Source organism: Brevundimonas vesicularis, from assembly GCF_014204545.1.
Lineage (GTDB): Bacteria > Pseudomonadota > Alphaproteobacteria > Caulobacterales > Caulobacteraceae > Brevundimonas > Brevundimonas vesicularis_B.
In genome coordinates this window covers 32,385-47,512 of record NZ_JACHLJ010000001.1, presented here as the reverse complement: position 1 = coordinate 47,512, position 15,128 = coordinate 32,385, and the positions used below count along the sequence as shown (strand labels likewise).

The window sequence follows — 15,128 nt, the reverse complement described above, 5'->3', positions numbered from 1 at the left end:
GCGCTCCGGAAGCGGCGCCGGTAACATTGAGTTCAAGCACGCGCCACAAGGGCGATCGTCTCGAAGGCGGCAACCTTCCTCCGGACCTGTCGTTGTCAGAGCCTCCCCCCTTCGGCCGCAACCGCGATCGTCACTCCGCAATCGAAATCAGAAGGATCGCCATGCCGGTCATCGTCGTCACAGGCGCCAGCGCCGGCATCGGTCTCGCGATCGCCGACAAGTTCGCCCGAGCCGAATGGCAGGTCGTGGTGATCGCCAGACAGGCTGAACGTCTTTCCAACGCCGTCGAACAGCTGAAGCGGTCGGGCGATCGCGTGATCGGCATGGCGGGCGATGTGTCCGATCCGGAGTTCGTCGAGCAGGCGGGCCGCGATGTCGTGGACGCTTTCGGCGGCATCGATGTCTGGGTCAACAACGCCATGTCCACAGTCATCGGGCGCGATGAGGATCTGACCGACGCCGATTATCGCCGTGTTGTCGAGACGACCTATCTGTCTCAGGTCTACGGAACACGCGCGGCGCTTCGGGCCATGCGACCGGCGGACAAAGGGGCTGTGATCCAGATTTCCTCGGGATTGGCTCTGCGCCCTGCCCCGCTACAGGCCGCTTACTGCGCCGCCAAGGCGGCCGTCGACGGGTTTACCGAGGCCATTCGGGCCGAACTGATCGCCTCATCCTCCAACGTCACCCTGACCACTGTCTATCTGCCGGCCGTCAACACGCCCCAGCCTTTGTGGTCACGCAACCGGACCGACCGGGCGCAGGTCATTCCAGATCCACTGTTCGATCCTCGCCTGTGTGCAGACGCCGTCTGGTCGGCCGTGCAGCAGCCCAGCCGCAAGGTCTTCGTGGGTCGCACGACATGGCTGATGGCGCTGGGGCAACAGTTCGCGCCCGCGCTGGCGGATCGCCAGGCCGCCAAGATGATCACAGCGCAGCAGGGCGAACCCCAACTTCCTCGCCTCGGCAATCTCGACCACCCGGAGGAAGGCCCGGCGGCGATCGACGGCCCGGACACCGAACGGGTGATCAGACCGTTGATCGGTCTCGTGTCCAGCGGCCAGATCGCGGCGCTCAAGGTCGCAGCGGTCGGCGTCCTTGCGGGCCTTGCCGTAACGGCTGGCTTTGCGATTGGGTCGTCCAAACGATGAACGAGACGGCCTTTACGCCCGATCCTGCGCGAGCCTCTCAAGCGCTCCGTCCCGACGGATATGTCGCCCTCGAAGACTATGGCGTTCTGGGCGAGGGCCGGACGGTCGCTCTGTCGGCGCTGGATGGCGGCATTGACTGGTGGTGCGTGCCCGCTATCGACGCGCCGCCCCTTTTCGACCGCCTGCTGGATCCCGAGGGCGGCCGGTTTTCGATCACGCCGACCGAGGCCTTTACGGCGACCCGCCGCTATCGTGCCGACAGCAATGTGTTGGAGACGGAGTTCACCACCGCCACCGGGCGCGCGCGCCTGACCGAGAGCCTGAATAGCGGGACGGCCGGTCGTTTGCCCTGGTGCGAACTGGCCCGCCGTATTGATGGCCTAGAGGGCGAGGTGACCTTTGACCTGGACATGCGTTTGGGACGTCGGGGCGATACGGCCAATCCGTATCATTCGAAGATCGGCGAACACACGGTCTTCCATGTCGAGCGGGTGCTCGGCCTGTTCGTCCACGATCCGCGCATCTCATGCGAATGGTCCGACGAGGGCATTGTCGGAACCATCGTTGTCGGCGCCGGCGAGCGGCGCACGGTGGCCATCGTCGCCGGACGCGACGAGCCGCTGGTCGTGCCGTCCATCGAAGAGATCGACGCCCGCATCGACCTGTCGGATCAGGAATGGCGGGACTGGGCGGCGCGCTTGAACTGTCCCGGCCTGTATCGCGACGACTTCATCCGCAGCGCATTGGCGTTGAAGTTGCTGCTGTACTCCCCGTCGGGCGCCATCGCCGCGGCGGCCACGACATCCCTGCCCGAGCATCTGGGCGGCGATAAGAACTGGGATTATCGCTACGCCTGGCTTCGCGACGCCGGCTATACGATCGAGGCCTTCCTGGCGGCCGGCGCCCAGGCAGAGGCCAAGGCCGCTTTCAGCTGGTTGCTGATGCAACTTAAGCGCCATGGCGCCAAGGTCTGCTACAGCCTGGACGGCGCAATCGTGCCGCCGGAAACGCACTGGCACATGCCGGGCTACCAAGGCTCTCGTCCGGTTGTCACGGGCAACCGGGCCGCCGACCAGGCCCAGCACGGCGTGTTCGGCGACATCTTCGAGACCGCCTCGCGCTTCGTCGGCTGCGGCAACATCCTCGACAGCGCCAGCGCCCAGCAGTTGTCCGAACTGGCGGATCAGTGCGCCGACGCCTGGCGACAGCCGGACGCGGGCATGTGGGAGCTGGAGGACGAGCAGCACTACACCATGTCCAAGATCAGCTGCTGGCAGGCCCTGGCCCGTGCGGTTGAGCTGGCCGACGCCGGGCAACTGCCGACGACATGCCGGGATCGCTGGCAGCGAGAGCGCGACCGGATTTTCGACTGGGTCGAGACGCATTGCTGGTCCGAGAGCCTCCAGGCCTTCGTCATGTATCCGGGCAGCGACAAGCTGGACGCCGCCCTGGCCCTGGCGGTGCGGTTCCGGTTCGACGGCGAAAAGCGTCTGCGCGCGACCCTTGAGGCGCTCGACCGCCACCTCGGCGCCGGCGTCTTCCACTATCGCTATACCGGCATGCAGGCCGAGGAAGGCTGTTTCATCGCCTGTTCCTTCTGGATCGCCGAAGCCTGGGCGACGCTAGGCGAACCCGACAAGGCGCGCGCCCGCATCGACGGCCTGCGCGAAGCCCTCAGCGGCCGCTGGGGCATGCTGACCGAAATGATCGACCCGGACACCGGCGCCTACCTCGGCAACATGCCGCAGGGGCTCAGCCACCTCGCGCATCTGACCGCCCTGACCGCCGTCGGCAAGGCGCAGACCACTTCCCCCCAGCCCGAAACGGAGACGTTCCATGACTGATCGACTGACCCTTCAGGATCCGCGCGAGCAATATCCAAAGCCGCCCTTCCCGCGCCAACCCCAGCCCGTGCCCGGCGAAGCGCGCGAGATGGACCCCAAGCCCGATCATGGCGAGGACAGCTATCAGGGTTCCGGCAAGCTGAAAGGACGCAAGGCCCTGATCACGGGCGCGGACAGCGGCATCGGCCGGGCGGCCGCCATCGCCTATGCTCGGGAAGGCGCCGATGTGGCCCTCTCCTATCTGCCGTCCGAGCGCAAGGACGCCGCCGAAGTCATCGCCCTGATTGAGGCCGAAGGCCGCAAAGCCATCGACCTTCCCGGCGACATCACCGATGAAAACTGGTGCCGACAGATGGTCGAGCAAGCCGTGTCGGAACTGGGCGGACTGGACATCCTGGTCATCAACGCTGGCCGCCAACAGTATCGCGAGGACATCTCGCAGGTGACGTCGGAAGACTTCGACAAGACCTTGAAGACCAACCTCTACGCCATGCACTGGATCGCCCAGGCGGCCGTCCCGCATCTCCCGGCGGGCGCCTCAGTCATCACCACCGCCTCGATCCAGGCCTATGAGCCGTCGGCCATCCTGCTGGATTACGCCACCACCAAGGCCGGGATCGTCGCCTATACGAAGGCCCTGTCCAAGCAGTTGATCGAAAAGGGCATACGCGCCAATGTCGTGGCGCCCGGCCCCTTCTGGACTCCCCTGCAGTCGTCCGGCGGACAGCCGCAGGAAGCCGTGATGAAGTTCGGCGAACAGGTCCCGCTGGGTCGTCCGGGCCAGCCTGTCGAGATCGCCCCGGTCTATGTTCTGCTAGCCTCGCAGGAAGGCAGCTACATTACAGGCGAAGTCTTCGGCGTCACCGGCGGCATGGGCGTCGCCTGACAAGACGAAACCGGCGGCGGGATCGTCCCGCCGCCGGTCTCTCTTTCGGCCGCGCGACTAGCCGGCGATGGTGGCGACGGAGCCGGAATCCACTCGAATACCTGCGCCGTTGATGAAGCTGGCGCGTTCAGAACACAGGAAGGCGACGGCTGCCGCCACCTCCTCTGGCTTGCCCCTACGATCCAGCGTCATGCCGGGGCGTTCTTCCTTCAGGAAGCTCTTGATCGCCTCCTCGAAGGTTTCGCCGCGTTCCTTGGCCCGCTTCTTCATCATGGCGTCGGTCATCGGGGTTGCGATGAAGGCGGGCGAGACCGTGTTTACCAGCACATTGTCGCAGCCGTAGGCCTTGGATAAACCCTTCGCCAGGCTGAGGATGCCAGCCTTTGAGGCGCAATAGGCCAGTTCATCGATATAGGGCTGGACCGCATCCTCCGACGCGAACAGGACGATACGGCCCCACCCCGATCGCCGCATGGCAGGAATGGCCTGGCGGCACATCCGCACCGCGCCCATCAGATTGATGTCGAGCGTCTCCAGCCAACCGGCGTCATCGACATCCAGGAAATCGCCGGTCGCGCCCGTCACGCCCGCTGCGTTCACATAGATGTCTGGATCGCCCAGGCGGTCTCGAACCTCCGCCCACAGGCGTTCGACATCGTCGGCCTTGGTCACGTCGCCGGTCACACCGATGCATTCGCCCAAGGCGGAAAGCTCCTGGACGGCCTCATCCAGCGTGCCGTCCGGTTTATCGGTCAGGGCGACCCGTGCGCCGGCTTCCAGCAGCAGCCGCGCCGTCTCCTTGCCCATGCCGGAATCGGCGCCGGAAATGAGGGCGATCCGCCCCTTGATCCCGAGGTCCATCACAAATCTCCTGTTCGTTGACGTTCGAGGAAGCGATCGGCCGTGCGCAGGGCGACGGCCATGAGGGTCAAGGCCGGGTTGGCCGAAAGCGCGCTGGGGAAGACGGAGTTGTCGCAGACGTACAGATTGTCGATCTCGACGCTGCACCCGTCGCCATCGACGACCGCCCCGTCCGCCTTGTCTCCCATCCGGCAGCCGCCGATGGTGTGCGCCGACCGGGCCACCGCGAAGATGTCCTCGGCGCCCGCTGCCGTCCAAAGCTCCGTCATGACGCGCCGGGCATGGGCATCCAGACGCCGCTCGTTTTCGCCATAGCTGAAGTCGATCCGCGCCTTGCGCAGCCCGACGGCGTCGACCTCATCGGACAGGGTCAGGCGGTTGTCGTCGTTCGGCAGACACTCTCCATTGATGCCGATCCCGGCGAGCCGGCGATAGTTGCGTAGGGTATCAACCAGCGGCGCGCCCCACAGGCCCGCGCCGCGCGCGAACCCACCCGCCAGGGTGACCGGCATGACGCCAAGGCTTTGGATCAGATAACCGCCGGCGAAGTTCGCGTCCGACGGACGCACCATTTCTTCGCTGATCAGGGAAGAAGGATAGCCGCGGTTCATCGACATGTCGGCGTCGAACCTCCCCCAAACCTGAGTCGCCACATGGGTCATGAAGTTGCGGCCGACCTCACCGCCAGCGTTACCCAATCCCCAGTTCAGCAGCAGGCGCGGCGTCTCGACACCGCCCGCGCAGAGGAACAGCGCTCGACAGTTCAGCCGATGATCCTCCCCGTCGCGACGATAGATCACGGACTTGATCCGCCCGCCTGCGTCACGCTCCACGCCTATCGCCCGCGCGTTGGCGACGATCGTGGCGCCATCGGCTGCGGCCATCGGCAGAAAGCTGTTGTCCGCCCCGCCCTTGGCGCCGGTTCGGCATCCTTGGTGGCAGGCGCCGCAGTTGACGCAGGCCATACGGTGGGGCGTCGTGCCCGCCTCGCGATCGCGGGACAGCACGGCCGCCGGCGCATCCGTAACCTTGAGCCCGACCGCCCTTGCGCCACGGGCCATCGCATCCGCCGGGGCGTTGCGCGCGACAGACGGATAGGTGAACTGTCGCCCGCCCCACGGATAGTCGGCCGGGCCTGAGACCCCGATCACGGCCTCCACGCTCTCGACATAGGGTTTCAGTTCGTCCCAGCCGAACGGCCAGTCGCGCCCGCGTCCCGTCTCCGAGGCCAGCGTCAGATCACGGGGATCGGGTCGTGGGCAGAAGGCGCCCCAATGCAGCAGCGAGCCGCCGACGCCCTGGCCGGAATTGTTGGCCCCAAAGGCGGTCGGGTCGCGCCCTCCGCTGAGGCGCTCCTCCATCCAATAAAGGTCTGCCGTCGTTTCGTCGGGCGTATGCTCCGCCGGATCGAAAGCCCGCCCGGCCTCCAACACCGTGACCGACAGCCCGGCCTTCGCCAGCTTGGCCGCGATCGGAGCACCGCCGGCCCCGCTGCCGATGATGACGACATCGGTTTCGCCGGCCGTCTTTGCAGACGCGCTCAACCCAAGCCCTCCAGCGGCAAACGCCAGGGTTCTGTACGATCCGCCGCCGTCTGGTCGTAGCCTTGGAACCGCCCTTCGCCACCCGTAGCGAAGCCGTCGTAGCCGATCTGAGCCCAAGTCGACGGCAGCGACATCCATAGGCGCGCGGCCTCGGAGACGACGTCCTGGAACCACAGCCTCATGGCGTCCGCCGAAAGCCGGCCAGGCTTGGGCCACTCGCCGTGTGAAATGGTGCGCAGAATGTCGTCTTGGCGATCGGGGGCCAGGGTTGCGAACTCCGGCGCCATGGCGGCGATCTCATCCAGTCCGCGTCGCCAGGCCTCGGCGTCCGAGGGAAGATCGGCGAACCGCCACCCGTCGCCCTGTCCGCTGGCGAGCCCCACATCCAGACGCCGCGTCAGATCATCCGGATCGCCTCCATCGGGCAGAATGCGCGCGATCATCGCCGACAGCACGGCGCGTTGAGTCGGGGTCAAGACGCCGCCGTCAGCTGGCGCCGGACCGAAATGACGATCCAGCATTGCGCGTCGTGTGCGATCCGACACGCGATCGGACGCCATCAGACCCACGAAGGCTGGAGGCAGCGCGGATGAACCGACCTTCTCGACGAATTCCAGAACCAGGCCCGCGAGACGCTCCGGCTGTTCCTGGGGGATCAGGTGCGCCGCATCCGGCACGACCACCACGTCAGACGCGCGGTAGTGGGGGGCGTTGAAACGCCGCTGCGCCGCCTCGCCCAGATCGCCATCCTCCGCGCCGGCGATGATCAGGGCAGGGAAAGGCAGCACGCCGGCCTGATCGGACCAGTCCTCGCGCGATCCTTCGGCCAACCATCCCCGCCAGGCCTCGGGGCTGGATCGGGTGAAGTCAGCCAGCGCCTGATCGAAGGCGGCTTGCGGCAGACCGGCGGCGGTATTGGCGTCGATGAACTGACGTCCCCGATCCTCGATCCTGGTCGGATCGTCGAACCAGGTCAGCATATCCGCGCGCCTGTTCTCGTCCATCGGCTCCGGCGAGGGCGGCGATCCGGCGACCAGCACCACGCCCAGAAACCCGCTCAGACCCGCCGCCCCGTCACGCGCCCGCGCTGCGATCAAGGTCGCAAACTTGCCGCCCATGCTGTGGCCGACAAGGATCCAGCGCGCAAGGTCGAGATCGGTCAGGCGACGGCTTAGGTCCTCAAGCACGACTTGGACATCGCCATAGCCTTCCCCCGCCCTGTCCCCGAACCCTGGAAGATCGATCGCCACGGTCACCACCTCATCGGCAAGCCGGTCGATCACCGCGTCCCAATCGCGGCGGCTCGAGCCCAAGGAATGAAGGAAGACGACAGTAGGGCGGGTGTCTGTGGGCATGCAGGGGCTTTTTAGAAAGCGAAGACGCGAGGCTCCGCCGTGACCGGTCGGCGGTCGTCGATCAGCGCGCCAGCGGCGGAATTGCTCCCAACAAAACAGACCCCGGACGTTGAAACCCGTTCAAACCCGCCCTGCCCTCAGGCCGCCGCCAATTCGGTCAGAAGCTTCTCGATGAAGGCCGTGTCGTGCGGTTGATCGTTGGCGGCGTCGACGATCATGCGATCCTCGGACCAGCGTCGATCTTCGCTCAACGGGAACGACGCTTCCATGCCGGGCCGACGCGCCGCTGCGATCCGCAACGCCGTCGCCTTCGGTCCCGACACGATTTCCGTGACGCCGGCATCACGGGCGAGCGCCGCCAGGCGACGGCCGGTGAACAGATCCTCTGCCGGGTCGGGTAAAGGACCGAACCGATCTTCGGCCTCGTCTCGCAGGGCGTCGACATTTTCCGCCGTCGTGGCGCGCGCCAACCGGGCGTACAGATTGATGCGCACGGTTTCGTCTGGGATGTAGTCCGCTGGCAGATGCCCAGTCGCGCCGACGTTCAGACTGGGAGAGGCTTGGTCAGGATCGGGATCGCCTTTTGCAGCCGCAAGCGCCCGAGCCAGGACGGCCTGGTAAAGGGCCGAGCCGATCAGCCTGACATGTCCGGCCTGTTCCTCGCCCACCAGATCGCCGCCGCCGCGCAGGTCCAGATCGCGCCCGCTGATCGCGAAGCCCGCCCCCAGTCGGTCCAGAGCTTCCAACGTGTGAAGGCGGGCCTCCGTCGCCGCCGCCATCGGCGTTTCGGGATCGGAAAGCAGATAGGTGAAGCCCTGGCGGCGCCCCCGGCCGACACGGCCGCGCAGCTGATGCAGTTGCGCTAAGCCGAACCGGTCCGGCCGCCAGATCAACATCGTATTGGCGCGCGGCACGTCCAGGCCGGTCTCGATGATGTTCGTGGCCAGAAGCACGTCGCCCTCGCCGTCGGAGAAGCGGCTCATGACGTCGTCGATCGCCGACGGGGACATGTCGCCGTGCGCCGAGACCACCGACAACTCTGGCGTTAGGGTCTTCAAGCGTTTCGCCAAGAGTTCCATATCCTCGATCCGCGGCACGACCACGAAACTCTGCCCTCCCCGCGCCTTCTCGCGCATCAGCGACAGGCGAACGGCCCCGGCGTCGAACGGGGTCATGAAGGTTCGGATGGGGCGACGTCGCGCAGGCGGACTGGCGATCAGGCTGACGTCCTGAATGCCGACCATGGCGCTTTGAAGAGTCCTCGGGATCGGGGTGGCCGACATCGACAACAGATGCGGCGCCTTCTCTGCCAAGGCAGATTTCATCTGCGCGCCGAAGCGGTGTTCCTCATCGATGATGACAAGCCCGAGGTCGGAAAACGCCAACCCTTCCGACGCCAGGGCCTGCGTACCCACCACGACGCGCATGGAGCCGTCCGCCAGCCCTGCCTTGACCCCCCGCGCCTCCGCGCTGTCTGCGGCGCGCGACAAGTGGCCGACCTGAATGTCCGTGTCCTTGAACCGTTTCTTGAACACCTCGAAATGCTGACGCGCCAGGACGGTGGTCGGGGCGACTACGATGACCTGTTTGCCGGCAAGAGCTACGGCCGCCGCGGCGCGCAGGGCGACCTCGGTCTTTCCGAAACCGACATCGCCGCAAACAAGCCGGTTCATGGGCTTTCCGGATCCCAGGTCCGACAGGACCGCCTCGATGGCGCGCGCCTGATCGGCCGTTTCGGGGAAGGCGAACCCGGCGGCGAACCGGGCCAGCGGCTGACGCGGTGCGGTGATCGGCTCGGTCCTCAGGGCTGCACGCGCTTCGGCGCGGGCAGACAGGGCCGCTGCCGCCCCGTCGATCTGCGCGCTGACCTTCGCGCGACGCTTCAGCCATCCCTGGGTATTCAGCCGATCCAGCGACACCGCGTCCGGCTCTGAACCATAACGCCAGATTTTGCCGAACTCCTCGATCGGCGCGAGAATGGTCCCACCGCCATGATACTCTATGCGCAGAACGTCGCGCTCAACACCATCGGCTTCGACCCGCTCCAACGCCTTCAGGACGCCCATACCGTGGTCTTCGTGGATGACCATCGTCCAGCCGCAGCTCGGTCTCCCCGAACGCATCGATCGTGTCGCCGGATCCTCGCGCGATCCGGCCGCCGAATATGTCCGAAGGCGTCAGGACGACTAGACCGGCCGCCGACTGCCGGAAGCCTGTGTCCAGATCGGCGGTCACGAGGGCGATCTGCCCGTGCTGCAGAGTCCCGATCGCCCTCCAGCTCTCCAGCACCACGGGCGCATCGATACCGTGTCGGCGCAACAGGCGCAGAATGATCCTGTGCTCATGAGGCAATCCTGTCAGAACGATGCGATCGCCCGCCTCGCGCCGCTCAGCGATGAACTGTTTCAGGGCCCGCCCCGGCGACTTCTCCAATGCGAAGGCCGGCGTCGCCGCCCAACCCTCGACGCTCAGGGGTTTGGCCCCTTTTAACGCCTGACCAACGTCCTTCTCCGTCAAATAGAGGCTGTCGGGTTTCGGAGGACGCGCGCCCTCGCTGAACCGCAGGCGGGTGTCATAGGCTTCGGCCACATGCGCGCGAATGCGTTCGAACCGATCCTCCACGCCCACGTCGGTCAGGATCATTGGCTTAACGAGGAAATCAAACAGGGTCGTGGAGGTCTCAGCATCGATCGACGGCCCCGTGCCCTGATCATCGGCGTCATCATCCTCGGGCGACCGATCGCTCCACTCAGCCGCCGGGGTCAAACAGATCGTCTCAATCTCGGCGCCCCGGCGCTGCGACACGGGATCAAAGGCGTGGATCTCGATGATCCGGTCCGCCTCATCCAGAGCGATGCGATAAGGCGTGGCAGACGCGGGCGGGGAGACGTCGACCACCGCGCCAAGCAGAGCGTACTCGCCCGGTTCGTCGACCCTCTCATCCGCCGCATAGCCCGTATCCGTCAGAAACGACTCCAGGGCTTCGCGATCCAGCGCCTCGCCCGCCGCGACGGAGAAGCGGGCCTTGATCCGTTCGCGCGACGGCGTCCGCTGTACGATCGCATCGGGCGAGGCGACCAGGAACACGGGCCTTGTGCCGGCTTCGTTCAGGACGGCCAAGACGGCCATCCGCCGCCCCATGCTTTCTCGCGAAGGCGCAGCGCGGTCGTAAGGAAGGCAGTCCCAAGGCGGCAAGACCAGCACCTCGGCGTCCGTCACCATCGGCGATAGGGCCGTCGCAATCTCATCAGCGCGACGTTCGCTGGTTGCGATGAACACCACAGTCTGCGGGCGCTTGGTCGTCAGCTCAGCAAGTCCGGCCGCCACGGCCGCCGCCGGCATTTTCCAACGTTTGCCGTCATCCGCTTGAGGGGCTGGACCTCCAACGAGGACCTGTTGGCCCGTGGCGGAAAGATCTGTGTCGGCAGGTGACGATTTCATCTTGGCTCAACCCCAAGGCCGGCCGGGGGTTGCGCCCGCTTTCGTACCCCCGACCGGTCTTTTCAGCCGCCAGCGCGAAGGAACCGCCCTAGAAGGGACTTGCAGGATCTTTTCGTGCGGCAGCGATTTCGGTCGACGTGGGTTCGCGCCGAATGGTCAATCCGCCCGACGACCAGTCGACCAGTCCGAGATCCGCCATCGCCTGCAGCCAGCCGTCCATCGGCCAGATCGACCAGGCGGCGTGGAAGCGTTTGGCGTTGGCGATCAGGGCGCGAAAATGCTGCAGGGGCGGATCATAGCCCTCATGGTGCTGGTGGAAGACCGGCGCGCCGCCGGCGAAGAGGAGCGGCAGGCCCTCTCGCGCGATGCGAAAACCTAGGTCCGTATCTTCGGCGCCGTAGCCGACGTAAGTCTCGTCGAACCCGCCGATCCGATCGAAGGTCGAGCGGCGGAGCGCGAAAGCCAGAGACCAGAACAGCCCGGCATTGCGCTCCAGGCTTTCGCCTTCCTGCGGAAAGGGGCGCACGGGATGGGGCCGCCCGGCCGCCTTTAGATCGGTCTCCGACAGAGGGCCCGGCTGGACGGCTCCGGCGGGAAGATAAAGCACCTCCGGACAGACGACGGCGTCATGCTCGGCGAGCAAGTCCTGCATACGGCCGCAAACTGACGACGACACGATGCAATCCACATCGAGAAACAGCAGGAGATCGCCTGACGCCAAGGCGGCCGCCAGATTTCGGGCAGCGGCCAGAGGCAGGGCGTCGCCCGCCAGACGTTCGATCCGAACGGGAAAGCCCACGGGCGGCAGCGGCACGGGCGCATCGCTCATGTCGATGACGATCAGTTCGTCGGGCGGCGAGGCGCTGAGGGTCAATCCTTCGACCAATCGGTCCAGATGCGCCTGCCGGTTGCGAACCAGCGTGAGCGCAGACAGCGTGGTCATCGGCGGCTCCACAAATCCAGCCGATAGTTTGGATGCCGCTCGGCGAGATCCACTTGCATGAGGTCCGATAATCCGAGCCAGAGGCGCTCGACGGCGTCGTCGGCGGTCTGGGGATAGTCGGTCTCGCCGGTCCAGTGCACCAGAAGAACGCGTCCGCCCTCGACCAAGCCATCAGCGATGCGTTGCGCCGCCAGGTCCAGATCGGCGTCGCTCCAGTAGTAGGCGACTTCGGACAGGACGACGAGATCCAGTCCGTCCAGAACCGGACAGTCCCAAGGGAAGGCCCCGGCCTCGAACCGGACATTCCGCCGCCCCGACAGACGCTGACGCGCCCGCTCCAGAGCGGTCGGGCTGACGTCGATCGCCAACAGATGATCACATACCGCGCTCAGCCGCTCGGTCAGGACGCCGCCCGCACAGCCGACCTCGAGCGCAAAAGCCGCTCGCCGCGCCGACAGAGCGGCGATCGTGCGATCGAACTTGGCCGCCTCATAGGGGCTGGAAGCCAAATCCCACGGATCGGTGTCCCCGGCGAAGATGCCTTCGAAATAGGCGGCGGGAAGCGAGCGTTCAGTCATAGGCGTCGCGCCGATACAGGGTGTCCGAGGCGGCCCGCAGCCCCCTCGCCTTCTCGAGCCGGAAGCCTTGGCCGAACATCGGCGTCAACTGACTTTGATGGCTCGACAGGGCATAGGCCCTCAGGCCGGCCTTCAGAGGTCGCGTCGCGATCCGCAGCTTCGACCCGGACGGAGGCGCCCCCCACACGACATAATCGAACACGGCCACCGGCCGGCGGGCCATACCGGCTGCGCGGCGCGCCAAATGGGCCGCCGCCTGATGATCGCAATGGAGATCGTCCGGACCTGTGACGGCGATCGCATCGACGCGCCGCTCCCGGCACAAAGCCGCGAGACGACGCGCGGTCGCTTCGAACACCATGCTGCCGGCAGAAGCGGGCTGGGCGTCGGGCCAATCCAGAAACACGGGCGGCGCCGCTGCGGCTCCCGCCAACCGTCGAACGGCGCGTCCCGCCTCCAGGCGTCGGGTCCGGATAAGCCTCGCACGGGAGGCCGCGTCCGGATGGTCGTGCGAACCCGCGCCGTCGGTGAGGATCACGACGCCTGCCAGACGTTCGGTCGTCGCCGCCTGATGGATCAAGGCTCCGGCGCCCAGCGTCTCGTCGTCGGCATGCGGGGCGATGACCAGCCACCGCGCGGATCGCCAGGGCGAACGCTCCAGCGCCAGGGTCGCTAGCCGGCCGGTTTTCTCGCTCACCATAGGGCGTCGCCCTCGCCCCAGAGATCGCGATCCAGCCAGGTCTTGGCCGCCTGATCCTTCGCATAGTCGGGTCCGGCCTGTCGAAGATAGAGGCTGAGATCGCGCGTAATCTTGTCGATGCGCTCGCCATCGAAGGCGCTGCGGGTCCCGACCGACCGCGCCGCCAACTCCATGACATCAAGGGCGCTGCGTTCGACGACACCGCGCGTGGCGCGGGCGAAATCCCCGGCGTCCGGCGCTTCGGACGCCGCGCGGATCGCAGCTTCGCGGACCCAAAGCCAGGCCGTTCGCGCCGCAACGACCGCATCGGCGAAGCGCGCGCGCTGGATGGGATCTGCGCGGGCGGCGTCGGACAGCGCGTCACGCATTGCCATGACCAGGCCCTCGACGCCACCCAACTGCACCGCCGTGAACCGCCAGGCCCCCGCCGTGAAACGCGGTTCGCGGTCATAGTCTCCGGGACGTCCGAGCCGCTGATCGGCATCGACCGTCAACCCGGTCACCTCATAGCGTCCGCTGGTCGTCGCGCGCATGCCGCGAACCCGCCAACCGCTCAGATCGGCCCTCTCGGCTTCGTTCGCCGGCACGACGATCAACTGGCGTTCGCCCTGTTCCGGCTGAGCAGTGATGATTGCATATTCCAGTCCGCCCGCGCCCGTTGCGAACATCTTGGCGCCCTGCAGCCGATCGCCGACCAGACGAACGCCGGGCGGCGGTTCCGTCGCCCAGACGCCGAACCAGCCGCCCTGCTCAAGGACCTTGCCGAGCCAAGCCTTCTGGGCCGGGTCCGCGTACCAGTCGAACACCGCCAGGGCGTTGACGTGCCCTTCGAACAGTCGGCCGACGCTGAGATCCGACCGTCCAACGCTGCGTAGAGCGTCCATCAAGGCCAAGGCTTTGTGGATTGGATCGTCATAGGCCGTTCCGCCGCTCTGGACCGGAGCGAACCGTTGACCCCAACCCTCCGAGGCGAGCAGCTTCAGACTATTGGCGGGATATCGCGGCGTGGCGTCGTAGCGCGCACCCAGCGCCGCCAATCTGACCTCAAGTTCGAGAGGCGATGACGCGGTCGGCGTTGTTTCCAGGGCTGTCATCGGCGTGCCTCAAGCTCGGATGCGAGGTCGACAAGCCAGGGTCCAGCGGCGCCGAGCCCCTGTCCGCTGATCTGCTGCCGATCAGCGGGCGACAATGAGAGTGCCGACCGAAGGATGCTCGGCCACTGCTGCGCCTGTGGCCACTGCGCAAGGACGATGGCGGCGCCCAAATCCGCCAACCGCTCGGCCTTCGCGATCTGCTCGTTGTACGCGCGAGGCTCGGGAAGACAGACAAAGGGCTTGTCGGCCGAAATCACCGCGTTCAGCAGGCCGTCTCCCGCGCCTCCGACGATGATCTCCGCCTTTCCGATCTCGTCGCTGATAGCGTCGATCCAGCCTGCCAGCTTCAGGTTCGGAGGCACGATCGGCGGCGGATCAATAGGCCCGACGCCGGTCCACAATCGATCGGGCGTTGTCTCTGCAGCCGCCGCCAGCTTGGCGCCGTCCAACGGATCGCCCCCCCGCCCATTAACGACCAGGACGCCGGAGCCTCGCTTCGATCCTGTCTGCCGCCGGGGGGCGAAGTAACGCGTCTTGTCGCGCACCTCTCTGGCCCCCATTCCATCAAGTCGCTCATGAAAGGGCGCAAGCAAGGCTTCTGCGCCGCGGAAGGCGTCCAGATGCGCCGGGTCCGATCGATCCCCCGCGAGACGAACATAGACCACAGGCGTCGCACACAGCCGGGCCAGCATCGCCATCTCGACCGACACATCGATCACCATCAGCGCCGG

13 protein-coding genes are annotated in these 15,128 nt (G+C 66.5%); 3 read left to right on the top strand and 10 right to left on the bottom strand.

The genetic code is table 11. From position 1 onward, the window contains the following. Window positions 1–161: 161 nt before the first annotated feature. Genes HNP47_RS00195 through HNP47_RS00185 form a run of 3 tightly spaced genes read left to right on the top strand, consistent with a single transcriptional unit; the run spans window position 162 to window position 3,881 of the window. Window positions 162–1,151, top strand: a complete 990-nt coding sequence (locus HNP47_RS00195) for an SDR family oxidoreductase (RefSeq protein ID WP_184277380.1) — start codon at window positions 162–164, stop codon at window positions 1,149–1,151. After that, window positions 1,148–2,995: a glycoside hydrolase family 15 protein gene (locus HNP47_RS00190; RefSeq protein WP_184277378.1), complete on the top strand. Its 1,848-nt coding sequence runs from the start codon at window positions 1,148–1,150 to the stop codon at window positions 2,993–2,995. Before HNP47_RS00195 ends, HNP47_RS00190 begins: the two co-directional genes overlap by 4 nt. Next, window positions 2,988–3,881 (top strand): SDR family oxidoreductase, encoded by an 894-nt coding sequence (locus HNP47_RS00185; protein WP_091745758.1) that lies wholly within the window; start codon window positions 2,988–2,990, stop codon window positions 3,879–3,881. Before HNP47_RS00190 ends, HNP47_RS00185 begins: the two co-directional genes overlap by 8 nt. 57 nt (window positions 3,882–3,938) lie before the next feature. On the opposite strand, the gene HNP47_RS00180 is transcribed toward HNP47_RS00185, so the two are convergent. From HNP47_RS00180 to HNP47_RS00135, 10 genes are all read right to left on the bottom strand, one after another. Then, complete coding sequence (locus HNP47_RS00180; RefSeq protein WP_184277376.1) at window positions 3,939–4,742, bottom strand: SDR family NAD(P)-dependent oxidoreductase; 804 nt, start codon at window positions 4,740–4,742, stop codon at window positions 3,939–3,941. Continuing rightward, window positions 4,742–6,286: a GMC family oxidoreductase gene (locus HNP47_RS00175; RefSeq protein WP_184277374.1), complete on the bottom strand. Its 1,545-nt coding sequence runs from the start codon at window positions 6,284–6,286 to the stop codon at window positions 4,742–4,744. Before HNP47_RS00175 ends, HNP47_RS00180 begins: the two co-directional genes overlap by 1 nt. Continuing rightward, on the bottom strand, window positions 6,283–7,641 hold the full coding sequence (locus HNP47_RS00170) for an alpha/beta hydrolase (protein WP_184277372.1): 1,359 nt from the start codon (window positions 7,639–7,641) through the stop codon (window positions 6,283–6,285). The genes HNP47_RS00175 and HNP47_RS00170 overlap by 4 nt, the downstream gene beginning before the upstream one ends. Before the next feature lie 137 nt (window positions 7,642–7,778). Next, window positions 7,779–9,731 carry a helicase-related protein gene (locus HNP47_RS00165; protein ID WP_184277370.1) on the bottom strand — a complete coding sequence of 651 codons (1,953 nt, stop codon included), beginning with the start codon at window positions 9,729–9,731 and terminating at the stop codon, window positions 7,779–7,781. Further along, window positions 9,661–10,968 (bottom strand): hypothetical protein, encoded by a 1,308-nt coding sequence (locus HNP47_RS00160; protein ID WP_184277368.1) that lies wholly within the window; start codon window positions 10,966–10,968, stop codon window positions 9,661–9,663. Before HNP47_RS00160 ends, HNP47_RS00165 begins: the two co-directional genes overlap by 71 nt. Window positions 10,969–11,170: 202 nt before the next feature. Continuing rightward, the gene (locus HNP47_RS00155) at window positions 11,171–12,025 is read right to left on the bottom strand and encodes a glycosyltransferase family 2 protein (RefSeq protein WP_184277365.1); all 855 of its coding nucleotides are present in this window, start codon (window positions 12,023–12,025) and stop codon (window positions 11,171–11,173) included. After that, window positions 12,022–12,603: a class I SAM-dependent methyltransferase gene (locus tag HNP47_RS00150; RefSeq protein ID WP_184277364.1), complete on the bottom strand. Its 582-nt coding sequence runs from the start codon at window positions 12,601–12,603 to the stop codon at window positions 12,022–12,024. The genes HNP47_RS00155 and HNP47_RS00150 overlap by 4 nt, the downstream gene beginning before the upstream one ends. Then, window positions 12,596–13,303, bottom strand: a complete 708-nt coding sequence (locus HNP47_RS00145; RefSeq protein ID WP_184277362.1) for a PIG-L deacetylase family protein — start codon at window positions 13,301–13,303, stop codon at window positions 12,596–12,598. Before HNP47_RS00145 ends, HNP47_RS00150 begins: the two co-directional genes overlap by 8 nt. Continuing rightward, on the bottom strand, window positions 13,297–14,397 hold the full coding sequence (locus HNP47_RS00140; protein ID WP_184277360.1) for an acyl-CoA dehydrogenase family protein: 1,101 nt from the start codon (window positions 14,395–14,397) through the stop codon (window positions 13,297–13,299). Before HNP47_RS00140 ends, HNP47_RS00145 begins: the two co-directional genes overlap by 7 nt. Next, window positions 14,394–15,119 (bottom strand): glycosyltransferase, encoded by a 726-nt coding sequence (locus tag HNP47_RS00135; protein ID WP_221414872.1) that lies wholly within the window; start codon window positions 15,117–15,119, stop codon window positions 14,394–14,396. The genes HNP47_RS00140 and HNP47_RS00135 overlap by 4 nt, the downstream gene beginning before the upstream one ends. Window positions 15,120–15,128 lie beyond the last annotated feature (9 nt).

Bases quoted from the DNA above. Each gene is read 5' to 3' on its own strand.
- HNP47_RS00155 (WP_184277365.1), bottom strand. From the start codon at position 12,025: ATGACCACGCTGTCTGCGCTCACGCTGGTTCGCAACCGGCAGGCGCAT.
- HNP47_RS00135 (WP_221414872.1), bottom strand. From the start codon at position 15,119: ATGGTGATCGATGTGTCGGTCGAGATGGCGATGCTGGCCCGGCTGTGT.
- HNP47_RS00185 (WP_091745758.1), top strand. From the start codon at position 2,988: ATGACTGATCGACTGACCCTTCAGGATCCGCGCGAGCAATATCCAAAG.
- HNP47_RS00150 (WP_184277364.1), bottom strand. From the start codon at position 12,603: ATGACTGAACGCTCGCTTCCCGCCGCCTATTTCGAAGGCATCTTCGCC.
- HNP47_RS00170 (WP_184277372.1), bottom strand. From the start codon at position 7,641: ATGCCCACAGACACCCGCCCTACTGTCGTCTTCCTTCATTCCTTGGGC.
- HNP47_RS00145 (WP_184277362.1), bottom strand. From the start codon at position 13,303: ATGGTGAGCGAGAAAACCGGCCGGCTAGCGACCCTGGCGCTGGAGCGT.
- HNP47_RS00195 (WP_184277380.1), top strand. From the start codon at position 162: ATGCCGGTCATCGTCGTCACAGGCGCCAGCGCCGGCATCGGTCTCGCG.
- HNP47_RS00180 (WP_184277376.1), bottom strand. From the start codon at position 4,742: ATGGACCTCGGGATCAAGGGGCGGATCGCCCTCATTTCCGGCGCCGAT.
- HNP47_RS00190 (WP_184277378.1), top strand. From the start codon at position 1,148: ATGAACGAGACGGCCTTTACGCCCGATCCTGCGCGAGCCTCTCAAGCG.
- HNP47_RS00140 (WP_184277360.1), bottom strand. From the start codon at position 14,397: ATGACAGCCCTGGAAACAACGCCGACCGCGTCATCGCCTCTCGAACTT.
- HNP47_RS00165 (WP_184277370.1), bottom strand. From the start codon at position 9,731: ATGGTCATCCACGAAGACCACGGTATGGGCGTCCTGAAGGCGTTGGAG.